A 19271-nucleotide genomic window follows, 5' to 3' on the forward strand; every position below is an offset into this window, starting at 1 on the left:
CCACCTGTCTGCCCCCTTAACCGTTGGGGGCAAGGGGGAAAATTACACGCTATTGCTGATGTGCGGTAACGGACTGGCGGGCTGACAGACGATCGTAAATCGCCACCAGCACCAACATCGCCAGAGAAGGCGGCAGCCAGGCCAGACCCTGATCGGCCAGCGGCAGATTTTGGGCGAAGGCAGGCAGCAGCTCTTTAAATGCCGTTGTTTTAATCGCATCAACAATACCGAACAGCAGGCTTACCAGCATGGTTGGTGCGATAATCCGCACGCTTTTCTTCCACCAATTCAGGGTAAAGCTTAACAGCACCAGCACGATGCACGGCGGGTAAATCGCGGTTAATACCGGAATGGAAAACTGGATTAAATGGCTGAGCCCGAGGTTGGACACCACCATAGAGAACAGGCCTAGAATAAAGACCAGCTGACGATAGGTAAGTGGTAAAAGATGCTCAAAAAATTCAGCGCAGGCGCAGGTCAGGCCGACGGCGGTCACCATGCAGGCAACAAAGATCAACGCAGCGAGGAAGAAGCTGCCCATCCCGCCAAAGGTATGCTGGACGTACGCGTGCAGGATCGCCGCACCGTTAGCGGTCTGATCAACGATTGATGCGCTGTCAGAACCCAGCTTAAACAGGGCAAGATAGACCAGCGTCAGGCCGATACCGGCGATCAGACCGGCGATCACCGTATATCGGGTGAGCAGTTTCGCTTCGCTGATGCCGCGCGAACGGGCAGCGTTAACGATAACGATACCGAACACCAGCGCGCCCAGCGTATCCATGGTCAGATAGCCGTTAACAAAGCCGCTGGAGAAGGCCGCACGCTGATAATCCGCGTTTGCCGGCGCAAGGCCACCGGCTGGCCACAGCAGCGCCGCTACGCCCAGCACCGCCAGCGCAATAATTTTCAGCGGTGCCAGCACGTGGCCCACGGTATCCAGCAGTTTGCCCGGATAGAGCGAAATGCCGATCACCAGCACAAAATAGATCAGACTGTAGATAAACAGCGGCATAGCACCGTCGCCGGTCAGCGGCGCAATGCCCATTTCAAATGAAACGGTGGCGGTGCGCGGCGTGGCAAACAGCGGGCCAACGGCCAGGTAGCAGACGGTAGCCAGTACCAGGCCTGCAGCCTTGCCGATCGGTGAGCTGAGGGCATCGATGCCGCCGCCCACGCGCGCCAGCGCAATAACGGTAATGACCGGCAGGCCAACGGCGGTGATCAGAAAGCCGATCGCTGCCGTCCAGACGTGTTCACCGGACTGAATGCCAACCATCGGCGGGAAAATGATGTTTCCGGCCCCGACAAACAGGGCAAAGGTCATAAAGCCCAGAGCCAGAATATCTTTAGATGTTAAACGATGCGTCATAAGAAGCGTGCTGCCTGTACTGGTGTTAAAGATCGTGATGTCAGTTATATCGCCCTGTTTTCTCTAAAAACGTCGCCAAATCAGTTCAATGCAGTGTAATACACTTTACTGAGCGCTAACTGGCAGCGAATTTGAGGTTTTTATTCTCAATATGCAGGGGGATAACGAAAAAACGGGGCTAAGTAGAACGTTTATAGCGAAGAAAGGCAAGACGGGATCTAAAAAGCAGAAGGATATAGCGCAAAAAACTGCATACCTGGTGAATAACCGTAACTTATGCAAAGAACACGTTACATGATTTGTATTTTTTTCAACCGTAGCGGGGTTAATTTCCGCACCATTTACCCTACATATGCACAAAAGGCGCGGAAAACCGCGCCCCGTACACAAAACGGTGCAGTGGTTACCAGACGCGTTGCGCCACTTCGACCACCCGCTGCAGCTTGGCCCACTGCTGCTCTTCCGTCAGACTATTGCCCTCTTCGGTAGAGGCAAAGCCGCACTGCGGGCTAAGGCAAATCTGGTCGAGACTGACGTACTTCGCCGCTTCAGCGATGCGTTTTTCCACCGATTCCGCCGTCTCCAGCTCGCCAGTTTTGGTGGTAATCAGCCCCAGCACCACCTGCTGCCTGCCCGGTTTGATAAAGCGCAGCGGCTCAAAACCACCGGCGCGCTCATTATCGTACTCAAGGAAGAAGGCGTCGATGTTCACGCCGCCAAACAGCAGTTCAGCTACCGGCTCATAGCCGCCTTCAGAGATCCAGGTCGAGCGGAAATTACCGCGGCAAACGTGCAGACCAATAATCAGATCGTCCGGTTTGCCTTCCAGCGCCTTGTTCAGTACCCGGGCATAGGTCTCAGCCAGCTGCTGCGGGTCGTCACCGCGCTCGCGGATCTGGCGTTTCTGATCGTCTGAGCACAGGTAGGCCCAGACGGTATCATCCAGCTGCAGATAGCGACAGCCTGCGTCATAAAACGCTTTGATCGCGTCCCGATACGTTTGCGCCAGGTCGTCAAAATAGACGTCCAGATCGGGATAGACCGTCTCATCAATCACCTTACGACCACCGCGGAAGTGCAGCACGCTCGGACTTGGGATAGTCATTTTCGCCACGGCATCACCGCTGATGCTCTGCAGGAAGCGGAAATCTTCCAGCATTGGATGGTTGCTGAAACCCAGCCTGCCGGTGACTTTAACGCCACGGGCTTTGGTCTGCACGCCGTTGAACTGAATGCCCTGCTCAGCTTCATAGCGCTCCACGCCGTCCAGGCCGTCGAAGAAATCAAAGTGCCACCAGGCACGGCGGAATTCACCGTCGGTCACCACCTGCAGACCGCATTCGCGCTGCTTTGCCACTACCTTGCGGATCTCCTGGTCTTCCACGCGGCGCAGTTCGGCGGCGTCAATCACGCCGGCTTCAAACTGCTTGCGCGCCTGTTTGATTGCAGCAGGACGCAGATAGCTGCCGACGACTTCGGCGCGGTACGGGGTGAAGGTGCTCATAGAATTTTCTCCTTGCTACCGGGCGCGTAATTTAGCGGCGGTATAGTTACACTGCGTTAACTATGGACGTCTGGATGTCTATATATCTACTGTTAAGAGTGTCATGAGAAGGTCATCGCCGCAAACGAGGAAAATTCACCATAATTGAAAAAAATTCATGTTACAGGGCCGACTGACCAAAAGGCGCAGGATGCTCAGAGGCGTGCACCCTTTTCTGTATTGACCTTAGCCAGTGGCAAATAAATCAGCCCGGCGCAGCGTGCCGCCCTGCTGTAAAGAGGATGAAGAGGAGTATGAAACCGGCTACGGTTTGCAGACCGTTTGCCGTCAGAGAGTTCAGGGTTCCAGCAGCGCCAGCGCCTGCCGCCGCTGGGCTTCGGAGAGGGGCAGATAACCGGACTGGCTGACCTGCGCCTGCCCTTCGGCAGACAGCGCCAGCCGCAGGAAGGTGGCGGTCAGCGGTTCCAGCGGCTTGCCGGGCCGTTTGTTAACGTAGATGTAGAGTGGGCGCGCGTAAGGATAACGGCCGCTGCGGATATTGTCAGAGGTCGGCGCAATCCAGTCGCTGCCGCTGCGTGCCACCGGCACCGTTTTCACCCCGCTGATATGAAAACCGGCGCTGGCGTAACCAATGCCGTTCAGCGTGCCGGCCACCGCCTGCACCACTGCCGCAGATCCCGGATATTCACCGACGTCGTTGCGGAAATCACCGTTACACAGCGCCTGCTGTTTAAAGAAGCCCCAGGTGCCCGAAGCCGAGTTACGACCAAAGCGCTGCAGGCTGCGCGCGGCCCACCCCGGCTGCGTCAGCTGCAGATCTCCCCAGCGGGCTGGCGAGGTGGGTGAACCGCAGTTGCGGGTCACGGAGAAGATCGCGTCCAGCTGCTCAACGTTCAGCCCCGGCAGCGGATTGTCCTGGTTCACCACCACCACCAGTGCGTCCAGCGCCACCGGCACGGCCAGCGGCAGGTAGCCGTAGCTGTCTTCAAACAGCTGGCGCTCGGCGGTCTGCATCGGGCGGCTCATCGCCCCCAGCTGCGCCGCCCCGGCCGCCAGCGCGGTGGGCGCGGTGGAAGAACCCGCCGCCTGGATCTGCACGTTAATCCCCGGATACTGACGGCTGAAGCTCTCCCCCCAGACGGCCATCAGGTTACCGAGGGTGTCTGACCCTACGCTGGTCAGATTACCGGCCAGCATCCCCTCGCGCGCCGGCGTCAGCGGAGTGAACAATAACATCAGTAGTGCAAACAGCGTTTTCATCAACAGCGACTCACCAGAGTTAACCCAGCGCATTCTCAACCCGATCGGCGGTAACAATCAACCTTGGCGGCAACTGAAAGCTGAAACAGGTCTCTTTGCCCGGCTGGCTGGTAATATCCAGCCGGGCGTTATGGTGGCTGAGCGCGTGCTTTACGATCGCCAGCCCCAGCCCGCTGCCGCCGGTGTTGCGCGAGCGCGCCTTATCCACCCGGTAGAAGCGCTCGGTCAGGCGCGGGATATGCTCGGCGGCAATCCCCGGCCCGTTATCCTTCACCGCAAACACCGGCCCCTGCGCGGTACGCAGCCAGCTGACGTCAATCTGCGTGCCGGATGGCGTATGGTTGACGGCGTTATAGACCAGGTTGGAGATCGCACTCCGCAGCTGATCGTCGTTGCCGAATACCTTCAGGTGCGGGTCGGTATGGAAGTGAATCTCATGGCGGCCGTTGCTCAGCGTTTCCGCCTCGCGCTGCAGGATGCGCAGCATCAGCGGCACGTCGACCTTCTCCTGCAGATCCAGCGTCGGCGCCGCTTCGATGCGCGACAACGTCAGCAGCTGGCTGACCAGGCTGTCCATGCGTTTCGCCTGCTCCTGCATGGTGTGCAGGGCCTTATCACGCAGGCTGCCCTCCAGCACCGAATCGTTCATCATCTCCAGGTAGCCCTGCAGTACCGTCAGCGGCGTGCGCAGTTCGTGGCTGACGTTGGCGAAGAAGTTACGCCGCGCGCCTTCCAGCTGGTGCTTCTGGGTCACGTCGCGGGCCACCATCAGCCACTGCCCTTCGGTGTAAGGCATCACGCGGAACTCAAGGTGGCGCTGGTTATTGAGGATCAGGGTGAGAGGACGGGAGAAATCGCGCTGGCGCAGGTAGCGGGTAAATTCAGGATAACGCAGCAGGTTGAGGATATTCTGCCCGTTGTCCTCCGGCCAGCGCAGGTTCAGCAGCTGCTGGGCGAGACCGTTACACCAGAAAATGGTGCCCTCTTCGGTGGTCAGCACCACCGCATCCGGCAGCGATTCCGCCCCGCTGCGAAAGCGTTTAATCAGATGCCCCAGCTCGCGACGGCGACGACGGTTACGCGCCTGCATCTGATACAGGCCGTAAAACAGCGGTTCCCAGCTGCCGCGCCCGCTCGGCGGCGTCATGCTGCGATCCACCCACAGCCAGTGGGAAAGCCGGAGTAAATTGTTGAAATGAAAACCCAGCACGCAGAGCACTGAGACCAACAGCAGCCAGGGCAGCCAGCCCGTCAGCAGCCCGATAAAAACGGCGGGCAGGCTGGCGAGCAGCAGCTCAAGCAATAATCTCTTCCAGGAGAGGCGTTCCAACACGGTTCAGACTCCAGCATGAACACTCAATAGCGGGCAGAGAAACGATAACCTGTTCCGCGAACCGTTTGCACCATGCGATCGTGCCCGGTCAGTTCCAGCGCCTTGCGCAGCCGGCGAATATGCACGTCAACGGTGCGATCTTCAACGTAAACGTTAGTTCCCCACACGTGGTTTAGCAACTGCTCACGGCTGTAGACGCGCTCGGGGTGGGTCATAAAGAAGTGCAGCAGTTTGTACTCGGTCGGCCCCATCTCCAGCGGCTGGGTGTCGGACATCACCCGGTGCGAGGAGGGATCGAGGCTAAGCCCCTGAATTTCAATCACCTCCTCCACCGCCATCGGGGAGATGCGGCGCATCACGGCTTTAATGCGTGCCACCAGCTCCTTCGGCGAGAACGGCTTGGTAATGTAATCATCCGCGCCCACTTCCAGCCCGCGCACGCGGTCTTCCTCTTCACCGCGCGCGGTCAGCATCATCACCGGAATATCGCGGGTCATCGCTTCACGCTTAAGATGTTTGATAAACTGAATTCCGGAACCGCCGGGTAACATCCAGTCCAGCAGAATCAAATCGGGCCAGGGTTCGATCAACAGGCTGACCGCGCTGTCATAATCCTCAGCTTCGATTGGCTGGTAGTCATTTTGCTCAAGAACGAAACACAACATCTCGCGGATTGGGGCTTCATCTTCTACTACCAGAATGCGCTTAGCCATTATTGCTCCTGCTCGGGTGACAAAAAGTCACGGGTTTATGCGGCGCCATTATGCGTCAGTTTTATGACACTTTTATGAAAAAAGCACCCGATAAATGACAGTTCACTGCGGCCCCACAGCCCACGGGTTATCAATGGTTTGCCAGCGGTACAATGTTTATAATCAGTCTCACGCTTTTCCGCCATGCAGGGAGTTTCATGCGCATCATTCATACCGCCGACTGGCATCTCGGGCAGTTTTTTTATACCAAAAGCCGGGCAGCCGAACATCAGGCCTTTCTTGACTGGCTGCTGGAGCAGGCCGAGGAGCAGCAGGCGGATGCCATTATCGTCGCAGGCGATATTTTCGACACGGGTTCACCGCCCAGCTATGCCCGCGAGCTGTACAACCGCTTTATCGTCAGGCTGCAACCCACCGGCTGCCAGCTGATCGTGCTGGGCGGCAACCATGACTCCGTCGCCATGCTCAACGAATCCCGCGAGCTGCTGGCCTGCCTGAATACCCGGGTGATAGCCGCCGCCGGTGACGACATCGCCGGGCAGGTGCTGCTGCTCAACCAGCGCGACGGGCAGGCCGGCGCGCTGCTGTGCGCCATTCCGTTCCTGCGGCCGCGCGATATCCTGCACAGCCAGAGCGGGCAGTCGGGGCGCGAGAAGCAGCTCAGCCTGCTGGAGGCGATCGCCGGACACTATCAGCAGTGCTGGCAGGAGGCGCTGGCCCGGCGTGAGGCCCTCGGCGTGACGCTGCCGATTATTGCCACCGGTCACCTGACCACCCTCGGCGTCACCAAAAGTGACGCGGTGCGCGATATCTACATCGGCACGCTCGACGCGTTTCCGGCCGACGCGTTTCCGCCCGCCGACTATATCGCCCTCGGCCATATTCACCGCGCCCAACGCATCGCCAACAGCGAGCATATCCGCTACAGCGGATCGCCCATCCCGCTAAGCTTCGATGAGCTCGGTAAGGAAAAGAGCGTCTTTCTTGTTGATTTCTCTCAGGGAAAACTCAGCAGCGTCACCCCGCTGGCCATCCCCGCGTTTCAGCCGATGCAGATGATCAAAGGGTCGCTGGCGGAGATTGAACAGCAGCTGGCCGCCGTGCAGCCGCACCCGAGCGGCAGGCCGGTCTGGCTGGATATTGAGATCGTCACCGACACCTGGCTGAGCGACCTGCAGCGCCATATTCAGCAGCTGACCGAAGCGCTGCCGGTCGAGGTGATTCTGCTGCGCCGCAGCCGCGAACAGCGGGAGAAAAACCTTGCCCGCCAGCAGAACGAAACCCTGAGCGAGCTGAGCGTGGAAGAGGTGTTCGCCCGCCGCCTGGCGCTGGAAGAGGAAGCCCCGGAGCGGCTGGCACGCGCCGGCGTGCTGTTTGCGCAGACCCTGGAAGCGGTGCGCCACGAGGAACAGCCATGAAAATACTCACCCTGCGGTTTAAAAATCTCAACTCCCTCAAGGGCGAGTGGAAGATCGACTTCAGCGCAGAGCCCTTTGCCAGCAACGGGTTGTTTGCCATCACCGGCCCGACCGGGGCCGGCAAAACCACCCTGCTGGATGCGATCTGCCTGGCGCTGTACCACGAAACACCGCGCCTGAAGGGCATCACCCAGTCGCAGAACGACCTGATGACCCGCGATACGGCGGATTGCCTGGCCGAGGTGGAGTTTGAGGTCAAGGGCGAAGCCTATCGCGCTTTCTGGAGCCAGAACCGCGCGCGCGGCGCCAGCGACGGCAACCTGCAGGCCCCGCGCGTGGAGCTGGCGCGCTGCGATGACGGTAAAATTCTCGCCGAGAAGGTTAAAGACAAGCTGGAGATCACCGCCGCGCTGACCGGGCTGGACTTCGATCGCTTTACCAAGTCGATGATGCTGTCGCAGGGGCAGTTTGCCGCCTTCCTCAACGCCGACGCCAATAAACGCGCCGAGCTGCTGGAGGAGCTGACCGGTACCGAGATTTACGGCCGCCTCTCAAGCGCGGTGTTTGAGCGCCACAAGCTGGCAAAAAGCGAGCTGGATACGCTGCGCGTTCAGGTTTCGGCGATGGAACTGTTGAACGAGGAGCAGCAGCAGGCGCTGCAACAACAGCTGGCACAGCTTACAGAGAGTGAGCAAGCGCTCACATCAAAACAGCAGCAACAGCAGCGGGAACGGGCCGAACTCCATCAGCTCGGCCTGTTACAGCAGGAGCAGCAGCAGCTGACGCAACAGCACGCCCGGCTGGCGGAGCAGCGCCAGCAGGCGCAACAGGAGCTGGCCGCCGCTACCGACGCGCATCAGCAGGCGATTGCAGCCCAGACGCAACAGGCCGCCGTGCGACAGCAGCAGGAGACGCTGATCGCCGAACAGGTATCGCCGCTGGACCATCAGCTGGCTACCTTACGCGATCGTGCAACAGAACTGGCGCGCGAGCGAAGTGAGTACCAACAATTGCTTAGCCGCCGGCAGCAGGAACACGCGGCTAACCAGCAGCAACGTCAGCAGAAGCAGGCGGAGCAGCAGCGGCTGGCCGACTGGAGCCAGCAGCATTCGCACTACGCACGCTACGGTGAGTCGTTGCCGCTGTGGCGCGAACGTTTCCGCCAGCAGCAGCAAAGTAAGCAATCACTCACTCAGCAGCAGCTGCGGGTCGCCGCGCAACACCAGGCGCTGCAGGATTTGCAGCAGACGCAGCAACAGCTTGAACAGCAGTCCGGGCCGCTGCGCCAGCAGCTGGATGCCGCAGAACTGAGCCTGAAACAGGCGCAGCAGGCGCTGGACGCACTGCCCCAGCGCAACGATGAGCCCGCCCTGCGCGAGTCGCTGGCTACCGCCACTCGCCTGCGGCCGCAGCGCCAGCAGCTCGCCACCCTGCTGCCGCAGTGGCAGCAGCTGCGGCTGCGCCGCCAGCGTCTGGCAGAGGAGCGGACGGAGCTGGTGCAGCAGATCGCCCGCACGGGCGAGCAGTTACTGAACCTGCGCAGCCAGTGGAAAGAGAAAAATGAGCACGAACAGGATCTGAAACGGCGCTGTGAGCTGGAACGACAGATTGCCGATCTGGCTCAGCACCGTGCCCGGCTGGAGCCTGGCCAGCCCTGCCCGCTGTGTGGTTCCGAATCCCATCCGGCAGTGGCCGAGTACCAGGCGCTGCAGCTGACGGAAAATCAGCAGCGCCATGCGTTACTGCTGCAGCAGGTTCAGACGCTGAAAGAGCAAGGCACCGCCTGCGGCGAGCAGCAGAAACAGCTACAGCTGCAGGACGCACGCCTGCTGCGTGAAGAGCAGGAGGCGCAGCAGCAGGCAGAACAGTTGAGCCAGCAGTGGCAGCAGGCGGCACAGCCGTTAGAGATGCCGTTCAGTCCTGATCAAAGCGAGCAGGCAAGTGACTGGCTGCAGGCGCAGGAGCGCCAGGAGGCGGGTCAGCAGCAGCTGCTGACCGCGCTGGAGCAGGCGTTGCGCCTGTGCCAGCAGCGGAAAGAGTCCCTGCAGCAACAGCAGCTGGCGTGGCAGGCGCTGCAGCAGCGCAGCCTGCTGCTCCAGCAACAGCTGACCAGCGCCGCAGAACAGCTGCAGTCTCTACAGCAGCAACTGGAGCAGGACAGCCAGCAGGCCGCGCGCCAGCGGCAGGAGCTGTCCGCATCGCTGCAGGCGCTGGGCCTGACCTTGCCGGACGGTGACGATGACGGCTGGCTGCAGCAGAGTGAACAGCACTGGCAGCAGTGGCAGCAGAACGCCGCCGCGCTGGCCGCGCTGGCACCGGAGCTGGCGACGCTGGCCAGCCGCCAGCAGGCGCTGGATGACGATGTGCAGCAGCAGCAACAGCGCCTGACTGCCCTGGACAAGCGCCTGCAGCAGCAGCAGCAGACCCTCGATGGCCTGCAGCAACAGCGCCAGCAGCTGTTTGGCCTGCGCCAGGTGAGCGAGGCGCTGCAGGCGCTGCGCGACGCTTCAGAGCAGCAGCAGCAGGCGGTTCAACAAAGTCAGCAGCGCTGGCAGCAGCAGCAGGACCAGATAAATACCCTGACCGGGCAGCATAAATCACTAAATGAACAACTCATCGCGCTACAGACGCGGCTAAGTGAGGCGGAACAGCAGCTGAACCATCCTGAAAACCCGGCGGAAATGCGCGCAACGCTCGATGCCAGCCTGGCTGCGCTGACCGCGGAGCTGCGTGAAAACGCCGGCCAGCAGGGGCAGTTGCGCCAGCAGCTCGGCCAGGATTTACTGCGCCGCCAGCAGTTGCAGAACCTGCTGACGCAGATTGCGGCTAATGAGCAGCAGCTGGAGGACTGGGCGTTCCTCAACCAGCTGATCGGTTCCAGAGAGGGGGACAAGTTCCGCCGCTTTGCCCAGGGGCTGACCCTCGACCATCTGGTGTGGCTGGCTAACAACCAGCTCAACCGCCTGCACGGCCGCTATCTGCTGCAGCGAAAATCGCAGGAGGCGCTGGAGCTGGAGGTCGTGGATACCTGGCAGGCGGACGCCCGTCGCGATACCCGCACCCTCTCCGGCGGTGAAAGTTTCCTCGTCAGCCTGGCGCTGGCGCTGGCGCTCTCCGACCTGGTAAGCCATAAAACGCGCATCGAGTCGCTGTTCCTGGATGAAGGCTTTGGCACGCTGGATGCGGAAACGCTGGATAGCGCGCTGGACGCGCTGGATGCACTTAACGCCAGCGGTAAAACCATTGGCGTGATCAGCCACGTTGAGGCGATGAAGGAGCGTATTCCGGTGCAGATTCGGGTGAAAAAGATTAACGGGCTGGGCTACAGCAAGCTGGAGACGCCACAGGCGTGAAAAAACCGTATCGACAGGGATAAATCGTTGTGATGGACGATTGTCATCCAGCAAAAAGGGGAAGCAGCGCAGGCTGCTTCCCCTTTGTTTGTCAGCTTACAGCGTGGAAACCGGCTTTTTACGCGGTCCCGGCAGAATGGCACCGTTGGCGCCGCTCGCCGTTAACAGCGAGGCACCAGCAAGGACAGCAATATCGTGGCTCTTGTCGCTGATATTGCTGGCGATCTGCTTGACCGCAGCGCTAATCAGCACGCCAATGACGCCGTTATTGTTGTTGTTCTGCGCGTCAGAGGCATAGCCGCTGCCGGACCAGATCTGCCTGCCGCTGCGCAGGTCCACCAGGCGAGCGCTAGCACGCACCGCAGTGACGCTGTCAAATACCTGATATTGCGCACCATATTCGGTGACGTCGAGATACAGCGCCGCATCGGCGTTAAAGATTTCACGCAGTTTGGCGCTGCTTACCGACTGGGCATCGGCAGCCGTTGCCAGACCGTTCTGCTCGAAGGTTTTTTCCACCACCGCCACAGGGAAAACGTAGTAACCGGACTCGGCCAGCGGACCGGTGACCACAGAGACCAGGCTATGGGCAGCGTTCACGTCCGGCGAACTGTTTTTCACCGGCAGCACCACGATCGACGCCGGTTTGCTGGCGCGAAACGCCGTGTAATCATAGGGGGCCTGCTTTGCGCAGCCGCTGAGAAGTAAGCCTGCCGCAACGGCAACCAGCGCGAGTAATTTATTCACTGCTTTTTCTCCTTATTACGCATCAGAAAGTCCATGTATGCAGCGGATTCCGGGAACTGCGTTTTCTCAGCGTTAAACTGGGCAAAGGCCAAATCAGGACGGCTGGTATCAACATAAAGCAGGCCCAGCTGCGCATGTAATCCAGGAGGTACCGGTTTATTTTTGGCTTTAGCCTGCTCCAGCACTTTATTCAGCGTATCAATTTGCTGCTGGGGAGAAACGTCGTGCTGATAATAGCTGTAAAGCGCAGGCTCGTAGTCTCCCCAATAATAGATCGGTTCAACTTTTTTGGCGCAGGCACTCATTAACAGCGCCGCCAAAGCGACGCCGATAATTTTTCCATTCATGATGTCATAATCCCTTATTATTTAGCCGGACGCCACGCGCCGGACTCAATTCCATTAACCAGATGATTTACTGCTTCACGGATGGCGAGATCCATCACCTTGCCATTCAGCGTGGAGTCATAGCTGGCGGTGCCGCCAAAGCCAATCACTTCACGATTAGACAGGCTGTACTCTCCCGCGCCCTGCACGGAATAGACCACTTCCGAGGTGGTGACATCTACCACGTTCAGATTCACTTTCGCATAGGCCACCTGGGATTTTCCACGGCCGAGAATGCCCCACAGCTGCTGATCGCCCACTTCTTTACGGCCAAATTCGGTGATATCACCGGTAATGACGTAGCTGGCGCCCTTAATCGACTGCTGGCTGCCCTTGTACTGCGCTTCGGCTTTCAGTTCTTCGAGGTTAGCGCGATCCAGCACGTTAAAGCGGCCGGTCTGCTGCAGGTGGGTAATCAGAATAGTTTTCGACTGATTGCCGAGGCGATCGACACCGTCGGAGAAGATACCATTCATATAGGACGAGCGGTTATCGAACTTCCCAACGGCAATTGGACTTTTCACGCCCTGATATTGCGGCTGGCTGGCTGCGGTCACCTGCGGTGCTTCGATGGTGCGCGAGGATTCGGTGGCGCAGCCGCTGAGCACGGCGCTGCTGAATAGGGTTAAAGCAATAAGATTTCTGGAGTTCATTTCATATCCCTGAAAGAAGTCAGCCAAACAGCGAATTAAGCCAGATACACTGGCAAAGCCGAATGACTTTTCGGCAAAAAAGTGTGAAGAGATTCTGATAGCAGTCCTGCTGCTGGCGGTAGAGATTATCATATCGAACTAAAAAATATAGCCAAAAGAATAAATAAATTTAATGTCGCACGGTGAATATCCACCGCCTTACAAAAAAACAGCGTAATTCGGCTTCCTGCGCGCAATTAAATAAGAAAAATCCGTTTTGTTCTTCAGGTATTCACGCGCGTTAATCACGCGCGTGAACAGGCTTTATTTAGATATTATTAGTTTGTTTCGGCAACGCTTTACAGCGGCCATAACCACGCCGCTCCACGGACGCCGCTGGAGTCACCGTGCACCGCCTGACGGATCGGCGTGGTAAATTCACCGCCGAACACCCAGTTTTTGACCAGCGCCGGAACGGTCTGGTACAGGCGTTCCACGTTACTCATGCCTCCACCCAGCACGATCATATCCGGATCCAGAATATTTACCACGTGCGCCAGCGATTTCGCCAGCCGGATCTCATAACGGCTTAACGCCAGCTCTGCCAGCGGGTCCTGCTGCTGCTGGCGTTGCATAATCTCAGCACCGCTCAGCGCGATGCCGCTCAGGCGCTGGTAGTCGGTGGCAAACCCGGTACCCGAAATAAACGTTTCAATACAGCCGGCATGGCCGCAGTAACAGGGCACCTCCGCCCGGTAGCGCAACTCATCCTCGTCCATCCACGGCAGCGGGTTGTGCCCCCATTCGCCACCGTTGCCGTTGCCACCCGCGTGCGCCTGACCGTTCAGCGCCACGCCGGCACCGCAGCCGGTGCCTATAATCACCGCAAACACCGTCTGCTGCCCCGCCGCCGCGCCGTCCACCGCCTCGGAGACGGCAAGACAGTTAGCGTCATTGGCAATTCTGACCTCACGACCCAGCAGCCGCTGCAGATCGGCGTCCAGCGGCTGGCCGTTCAGCCAGGTGGAATTGGCATTTTTCACCCGCCGCGTCAGCGGTGACAGCGTCCCCGGAATACCGACGCCCACGCTGCCACGCTGGCCGGTCGCCGCCTCGGCCTGTTCGACCAGCCCGACGATGGCCGCCAGCGTCTGCGGATAATCATCACGCGGCGTGGCGACACGATGGCGGAACAGCGATTCCCCCTGGTCAGATAACGCGATCACTTCTGTTTTGGTGCCACCTAAATCGATACCGATCCGCACGGGTTAGTCCTTATGAATTAACGCTGAGACCCTTACCTTAAAAGGCGAAAGGCGGAAAGGCAATGAAACCCCGCCGCCGATTCGCTATCATGCGCGCTGACTTTGAACATGCGCGCCTTTTGCGCGCCCTGAGAGGGAATGCAGCATGCTGTGGTTTAAAAATTTGATGGTTTATCGTCTTAATCGCGACATTCCGCTGGTGGCAGATGAGATGGAAAAACAGCTCGATGCCTTCTCTTTCACCCCCTGTGGCAGCCAGGATATGGCGAAAACCGGCTGGGTCTCCCCGATTGGTCCGCGCAGCGAAGACCTGACCCACGTGACCAACGGCCAGATCCTGATCTGCGCGCGCAAGGAAGAGAAGATCCTGCCGTCGCCGGTGGTCAAGCAGGCGCTGGAGGCTAAAATCAGCCGTCTGGAAGCCGAGCAGTCGCGCAAGCTGAAGAAAACGGAGAAGGACTCGCTGAAGGAAGAAGTGCTGCACAGCCTGCTGCCGCGCGCCTTCAGCCGCTTCAGCCAGACTTATCTGTGGATCGATACGATCAATAATCTGATCATGATCGACTGCGCCAGCGCCAAAAAAGCCGAAGATACCCTCGCCCTGCTGCGTAAAAGTCTTGGTTCACTGCCGGTGGTGCCGCTGACGCTGGAGAGCCCGATTGAGCTGACGCTGACCGAATGGGTGCGCTCCGGCGATCTGCCGGCCGGGTTTACGCTGATGGATGAAGCCGAGCTGAAAGCGATCCTTGAGGATGGCGGCGTGATCCGCTGTAAAAAGCAGGATCTGGTTTGTGATGAGATCGCCAACCATATTGAAGCCGGTAAGCTGGTTACCAAACTGGCCATCGACTGGCAGGAGCGCGTTCAGCTGATCCTCTCCGACGACGGCTCGATCAAACGTCTGAAGTTCGCCGACACGCTGCGCGAACAGAATGACGATATCGATCGTGAAGACGTGACCGGACGCTTTGATGCCGACTTTGTGCTGATGACCGGCGAGCTGGCGGCACTGATCGCCAATACCGTGGAAGCCTTAGGCGGGGAAGCGCAGCGCTGATGGCGCGGCAGGAGGTGAGAACCTTCTGAATCAACAGGCCGGGATGCCCCGGCCTGCAGCAAAATCAGTCTTTCAGGTAGCGACACAGATAGGCTGACGGCTCGGCGACCTGCAGATGAAACTCGCTGTGGCCCGGCACGTTGAACACATCACCCGGCTGATACAGTTTCCACTCGGCTTCACCCGGCAGCAGCACCTTCAGTGACCCACTGACCACGGTCATCTCTTCCGCCTGTGCGGTACCAAAGGCGTATTCACCTTCGGCCATCACGCCGACGCTGGCGCGACCGGTGCTGGCGCTGTCAAAACCGATCGACTTCACTTTACCGTCAAAATACTCACTAACGTTGAGCATATAAATTCCTTAAAATCAGAGACAAAGGTAAGCAGCCAGTGTAGAGGCTTTTTCGGGGAGCTGTCACCTGTTATTGCGCAGGAATGCCGCAGTTTGTTGGCGGATTTGCGAGGGTGAGCGGCAGAATGATCCCCTGAAAACCCAGGGGATATTCCGTTTTTTTATTTCGGCCTCTGTGGGCCTGATACCCTGCCCGATCGAGGCGGCGCGGGACGATTGCAGATGAATCGATACAACAAGGTACTGCCAGTGCCCTGGTGAGGCGCTGCGTCACCCCATTCAGGCAGCGACGCAGATACTACGATACCGGGTGGTGCCCGGTGGACCACAACGGGTCGCCAAACTGGCCGGCCAGTTGCTGCGTGACCTTTTTCAACGCATCCAGCCGATCCGGTTGCAGGGGAACCGGCTGGCTGCCGACGGGGAAAGCCAGGCTTAATGCAACCGTCTCTCCCCGATGTTTATTGCTGACGGTGGTAGCGACCGCACAAATCCCCTGCAGGGTTTCATTACGGGCCAGCGACCAGCCGTGCTGACGGATTTTTGCCAGCTCGGCCAGCAGCTGTTCCAGCGTCTGAGGCGAATTTGGCGAGCTGACCTGCCAGTGATCCGCGTACAGCTTGCTGACATAATCATCGCTGTAACGGGCCAGTATCGCCCGCCCCACAGAGGTCTCCGCCGCCGGTAAACGGCTGCCGGGCGGCGTCACCACCTGGATAAACATCCGCCCCTGGAACATGCGCATGACGATAATTTCACGCCCTTCCAGCACCGAGATATAACCGGTGCAGCTGGATTCTGCCGCCAGCCGCGCCATCACTGACGATGCCCCATCCACCAGCGGCGTTGACAGATAACCACTGGCGACCGAGATCAGCATCTGTCCGGGATAAAAACAGCGCGTCAGCGGATCGCGATCCAACATCCCTTCGCGCTCCATGGTCGACAGCAGGCGCGAAACGGTGCTTTTTGGCAGCCCCAGCGCGTTGGCGACCTCGGTAAACGTCAGCCCCTGCAGGCCCTGAGACAGCCCTCTGCGGGTGAATAATTTCAGAACAGCGGCCGCATTCTCAAGAGTAGTCATTTCGATATTCCATTATCTGGAACTTCTGTTCCTGTTTTTTGATATTTTCAAACTACGACCTTGCTGCCAGGCGGTCAAGCAATTGTTTTTGATATCAGGATAAACAGAATGATGGGAGCGGTGCGGGAAGAGTCCACGGCGTCCCTGCCGCGGAAAATTACTCTTTGGAAACATCTTCATATCGCGCTTTGGCATCCAGCGCTTCGGGCTCGGTTTCGTGCTCGCTGATCAGTGAATCCGGCTTAGGGTGATCGGCGCGCAGTTCATACCAGATCACGGTTTTGCCGGGTGCCCCTTTATTCACCGGGACGATGTAGGCTTCACGTGGATAGGGTGGTCTGCCAGGCATAATGCTTCCCTCTGTTGAGTCTGTCGGCGAGGGAGCGTCAGGCGCTCCCCCAGTGATAACCAGTCAATGGCTTCACCCTAAGTGTAGACAAACTCGCTGACTTGCTGGCAGGAAGCGGCGGAAAGAGGGCAAGAGGGTGCAACCCGCGTGTAGTACCCTGCGGATCTTAGCTGGCGCGCGCCGGTGACAGCTCGTTCAGGATTTGTTCGACCACGCGGTCTGGCGACTGCATGGCGTCAATTATATGGTGTGCGGTTTGCAGATAGAGTGCTTCCCGCGCGGCCAGCACCTCACTCATCTCTTCAGCGATCGGCCGCCCGGTGAGCGTCGGACGCTGCGCGGCTTCCGGGTAAGCCTGCAGCCTGGCGGCGAGCACCTCTGCCGGTGCCTGTAAATAGATAACCCGCCCATGGTCACGCATGTACCGGCGGTTCTCTTCAGCCAGAACCATACCACCGCCGGTGGCAATCACCGTCGCGTCTGCCGTGACCAACTGCAGAGCCTGCGTCTCACGGCGACGAAATCCTGACCAGCCCTCAGCTGCCACCACCTCAGCTACCGTTTGCCCACCGATCTGCTGCAGATAACGGTCGGTGTCGATGAAGGCATAGCCCAATGCCAATGCCAGCGCTTCGCCCACGGTGCTTTTACCGCAGCCACGTGCGCCGATCAGATAAACGGGTAACGACATAACAGGGCCCTTCCTCTGGCAGACTCTGGCGTGAGCCGCATTACCGGCACCACGAGTGAATAACTGGAGCGAATAATACCGGACATTTTATCCGCGGACCAGTAGTAACGTTTTATTTACAGCTAACAGAGGGTGAACCTCATTTAATTACATAGATATTATAAGGTTAACATGTAAATAAAAAATTACACACCAGCATGGAATCGAGATAAATATCGCAACATTTGCTTACTCCAGCATAATTTACTTTCCCCCCCGTCCGATCAAAATAGAGGCATCGCCCTTTTACGGAGAACAACCATGCAAAACGAAGAGCAACATCTGATTGAAAGCCTGTTCAGCCGTTTAAAACAGGCGGAGTCACAGTCCAGCCCGCGCGACGCCGCGGCGGAAAAACTGATTCAGCAGCGGGTCCTGCAGCAGCCGGGGGCCCCCTACTATATGGCCCAGGCGATCCTGATTCAGGAAGCGGCGATGAAGCAGTTAAACAGTCGGGTCAGCGAGCTTGAAAGCCGCCTGCAGCAGCAACAGCAGGCACCGCAACAGAGCAGCGGCGGATTTCTCGCCGGGCTATTTGGCGGCGGTAATCGTGCGCCGCAGCCGGCTCAGCAGCCCGCCTCTTCGGCCTGGGGCAGCGCCCCTGCCCAGCAGCCGGCCTCAACGGGATGGACTCCACCCCAGCCGCAACAGCCACAGCAATACGCTGCCGCCCCCGCGGCCGGGCGAGGCTTCCTCGGCGGCGCGCTGCAGACCGCAGTCGGTGTGGCCGGCGGTGTGGTGATGGCGGAGATGCTCACCAGCATGTTTCACCATACGCAGCCGGAAGAGATTGTAAATATCATTAACGAACCGGCGCTGCCGGAACCTGATTTCGATCCGGATCAGGACACCTTTAATAATAACGATCACGGGTCGTTCTTCAGTCAGAACAGTGACCAGCCGCAGGATAACGCGGGTGACTTCGCCGGCTTCGGAAGTGATGATTTTGATAACGGCTATGACGACGACGATGACAGTTTTGTCTGACCACTGACGCCGCTCCCCCGGAGGAGTCAGGGGAGCTGTTTACCTCTGCTGTTGCAGCCATTTATCCAGTTCGTTGGCAAACTGCTGGCGGTCGCGCTGGTTGAGCGTCGCCGGGCCTCCTGTCTGCACCCCGCTGGCGCGCAGGGTATCCATGAAGTCTCGCATGGTCAGGCGTTCGCGAATCGTCGCAGGGCTGTAGCGTTCACCACGCGGATTCAGCGCCACCGCCCCCTTCTCAATCACTTCGGCAGCCAGCGGAATATCGGCGGTCACCACCAGGTCGCCCGCCTGTGCACGGCGAACAATTTCATTATCCGCCACGTCAAACCCTGCCGCTACGCGCAGCGTGTGTATAAAGCGCGACGGCGGTACGCTAAGCGGCTGGTTTGCCACCAGCGTAACCGTCATCTGCGCACGCTCAGCGGCGCGGTACAGCACCTCTTTAATCACCTTCGGGCACGCATCGGCATCCACCCAGATTGGCATAGTCAGTTCCTGTTTTCTCGTCGTTCAGGCTGGCGATCATCCCATCGTTTGGTTGAATAACAAAGAGAATACGTTCGGGAGAAGCAAACACTGGCGCCGCCCGACGCGTTTTTACCCGGTGCCAGCCTGCTGCAAAACCCGGCAGTTCTGCCTGGTGATAATCGAAACCCAGTGCCAGAAGGTTCCAGCACGGCCTGAGCTGCGGTAAGGTGAAAGGGCATTAGCCATCTTTCAGACAGA

Annotated in this window: 18 protein-coding genes; 4 read left to right on the top strand and 14 right to left on the bottom strand. The window is 58.8% G+C overall.

The features are described 5' to 3' along the window. Positions 1-49: 49 nt before the first annotated feature. The 5 genes from brnQ to phoB form a co-directional block, all read right to left on the bottom strand. Positions 50-1372, bottom strand: coding sequence for a branched-chain amino acid transport system II carrier protein (brnQ, locus tag GKQ23_RS18825; protein ID WP_056233911.1), 1323 nt, complete (start codon positions 1370-1372; stop codon positions 50-52). A 403-nt stretch (positions 1373-1775) separates the two neighbouring features. Continuing rightward, complete coding sequence (locus tag GKQ23_RS18830) at positions 1776-2876, bottom strand: cobalamin-independent methionine synthase II family protein (RefSeq protein WP_212409145.1); 1101 nt, start codon at positions 2874-2876, stop codon at positions 1776-1778. 336 nt (positions 2877-3212) lie between these two features. Then, positions 3213-4136, bottom strand: a complete 924-nt coding sequence (locus GKQ23_RS18835; RefSeq protein WP_056234013.1) for a PstS family phosphate ABC transporter substrate-binding protein — start codon at positions 4134-4136, stop codon at positions 3213-3215. Between the two features lie 19 nt (positions 4137-4155). After that, positions 4156-5469, bottom strand: coding sequence for a phosphate regulon sensor histidine kinase PhoR (phoR, locus tag GKQ23_RS18840; RefSeq protein WP_056233907.1), 1314 nt, complete (start codon positions 5467-5469; stop codon positions 4156-4158). Positions 5470-5492: 23 nt separating this feature from the next. After that, the gene (phoB, locus tag GKQ23_RS18845; protein ID WP_056233905.1) at positions 5493-6182 is read right to left on the bottom strand and encodes a phosphate response regulator transcription factor PhoB; all 690 of its coding nucleotides are present in this window, start codon (positions 6180-6182) and stop codon (positions 5493-5495) included. Between the two features lie 197 nt (positions 6183-6379). Between phoB and sbcD the strand changes: the two genes are divergently transcribed. Further along, positions 6380-7600 (top strand): exonuclease subunit SbcD, encoded by a 1221-nt coding sequence (sbcD, locus tag GKQ23_RS18850; RefSeq protein ID WP_212409146.1) that lies wholly within the window; start codon positions 6380-6382, stop codon positions 7598-7600. Beyond that, positions 7597-10953 (top strand): AAA family ATPase, encoded by a 3357-nt coding sequence (locus GKQ23_RS18855; RefSeq protein WP_212409147.1) that lies wholly within the window; start codon positions 7597-7599, stop codon positions 10951-10953. The genes sbcD and GKQ23_RS18855 overlap by 4 nt, the downstream gene beginning before the upstream one ends. A gap of 96 nt (positions 10954-11049) precedes the next feature. On the opposite strand, the gene GKQ23_RS18860 is transcribed toward GKQ23_RS18855, so the two are convergent. From GKQ23_RS18860 to mak, 4 genes are all read right to left on the bottom strand, one after another. Next, positions 11050-11700: a DUF799 domain-containing protein gene (locus GKQ23_RS18860; RefSeq protein ID WP_101505859.1), complete on the bottom strand. Its 651-nt coding sequence runs from the start codon at positions 11698-11700 to the stop codon at positions 11050-11052. After that, the gene (locus GKQ23_RS18865; protein ID WP_056233894.1) at positions 11697-12047 is read right to left on the bottom strand and encodes a DUF4810 domain-containing protein; all 351 of its coding nucleotides are present in this window, start codon (positions 12045-12047) and stop codon (positions 11697-11699) included. Before GKQ23_RS18865 ends, GKQ23_RS18860 begins: the two co-directional genes overlap by 4 nt. Positions 12048-12064: 17 nt before the next feature. Next, a complete protein-coding gene (locus GKQ23_RS18870; RefSeq protein WP_212409148.1) occupies positions 12065-12739 on the bottom strand; it encodes a CsgG/HfaB family protein in 675 nt (224 codons plus the stop codon). Between the two features lie 338 nt (positions 12740-13077). Continuing rightward, positions 13078-13983 (bottom strand): fructokinase, encoded by a 906-nt coding sequence (mak, locus tag GKQ23_RS18875; RefSeq protein WP_101505860.1) that lies wholly within the window; start codon positions 13981-13983, stop codon positions 13078-13080. A gap of 145 nt (positions 13984-14128) precedes the next feature. Between mak and rdgC the strand changes: the two genes are divergently transcribed. Continuing rightward, positions 14129-15040: a recombination-associated protein RdgC gene (gene rdgC, locus GKQ23_RS18880; RefSeq protein WP_212409149.1), complete on the top strand. Its 912-nt coding sequence runs from the start codon at positions 14129-14131 to the stop codon at positions 15038-15040. A 64-nt stretch (positions 15041-15104) separates the two neighbouring features. On the opposite strand, the gene ppnP is transcribed toward rdgC, so the two are convergent. From ppnP to aroL, 4 genes are all read right to left on the bottom strand, one after another. Further along, entirely contained in the window at positions 15105-15395 is a 291-nt protein-coding gene (gene ppnP / locus GKQ23_RS18885) for a pyrimidine/purine nucleoside phosphorylase (RefSeq protein WP_056233887.1), read from the bottom strand. A gap of 298 nt (positions 15396-15693) precedes the next feature. Next, positions 15694-16479, bottom strand: a complete 786-nt coding sequence (locus tag GKQ23_RS18890) for an IclR family transcriptional regulator (RefSeq protein ID WP_212409150.1) — start codon at positions 16477-16479, stop codon at positions 15694-15696. A gap of 157 nt (positions 16480-16636) precedes the next feature. Continuing rightward, positions 16637-16828, bottom strand: coding sequence for a YaiA family protein (locus GKQ23_RS18895; RefSeq protein WP_056233883.1), 192 nt, complete (start codon positions 16826-16828; stop codon positions 16637-16639). 166 nt (positions 16829-16994) lie between these two features. Continuing rightward, positions 16995-17519, bottom strand: coding sequence for a shikimate kinase AroL (gene aroL, locus GKQ23_RS18900; protein WP_056233881.1), 525 nt, complete (start codon positions 17517-17519; stop codon positions 16995-16997). A 300-nt stretch (positions 17520-17819) separates the two neighbouring features. Between aroL and GKQ23_RS18905 the strand changes: the two genes are divergently transcribed. After that, positions 17820-18545 carry a DUF2076 domain-containing protein gene (locus GKQ23_RS18905; RefSeq protein ID WP_212409151.1) on the top strand — a complete coding sequence of 242 codons (726 nt, stop codon included), beginning with the start codon at positions 17820-17822 and terminating at the stop codon, positions 18543-18545. A 39-nt stretch (positions 18546-18584) separates the two neighbouring features. On the opposite strand, the gene GKQ23_RS18910 is transcribed toward GKQ23_RS18905, so the two are convergent. Then, positions 18585-19031 carry a YaiI/YqxD family protein gene (locus GKQ23_RS18910; protein WP_056233877.1) on the bottom strand — a complete coding sequence of 149 codons (447 nt, stop codon included), beginning with the start codon at positions 19029-19031 and terminating at the stop codon, positions 18585-18587. Positions 19032-19271: the final 240 nt, after the last annotated feature.

Origin of the sequence: Erwinia sp. E602, assembly GCF_018141005.1 — a bacterium.
Taxonomy (GTDB): Bacteria; Pseudomonadota; Gammaproteobacteria; order Enterobacterales; family Enterobacteriaceae; genus Erwinia.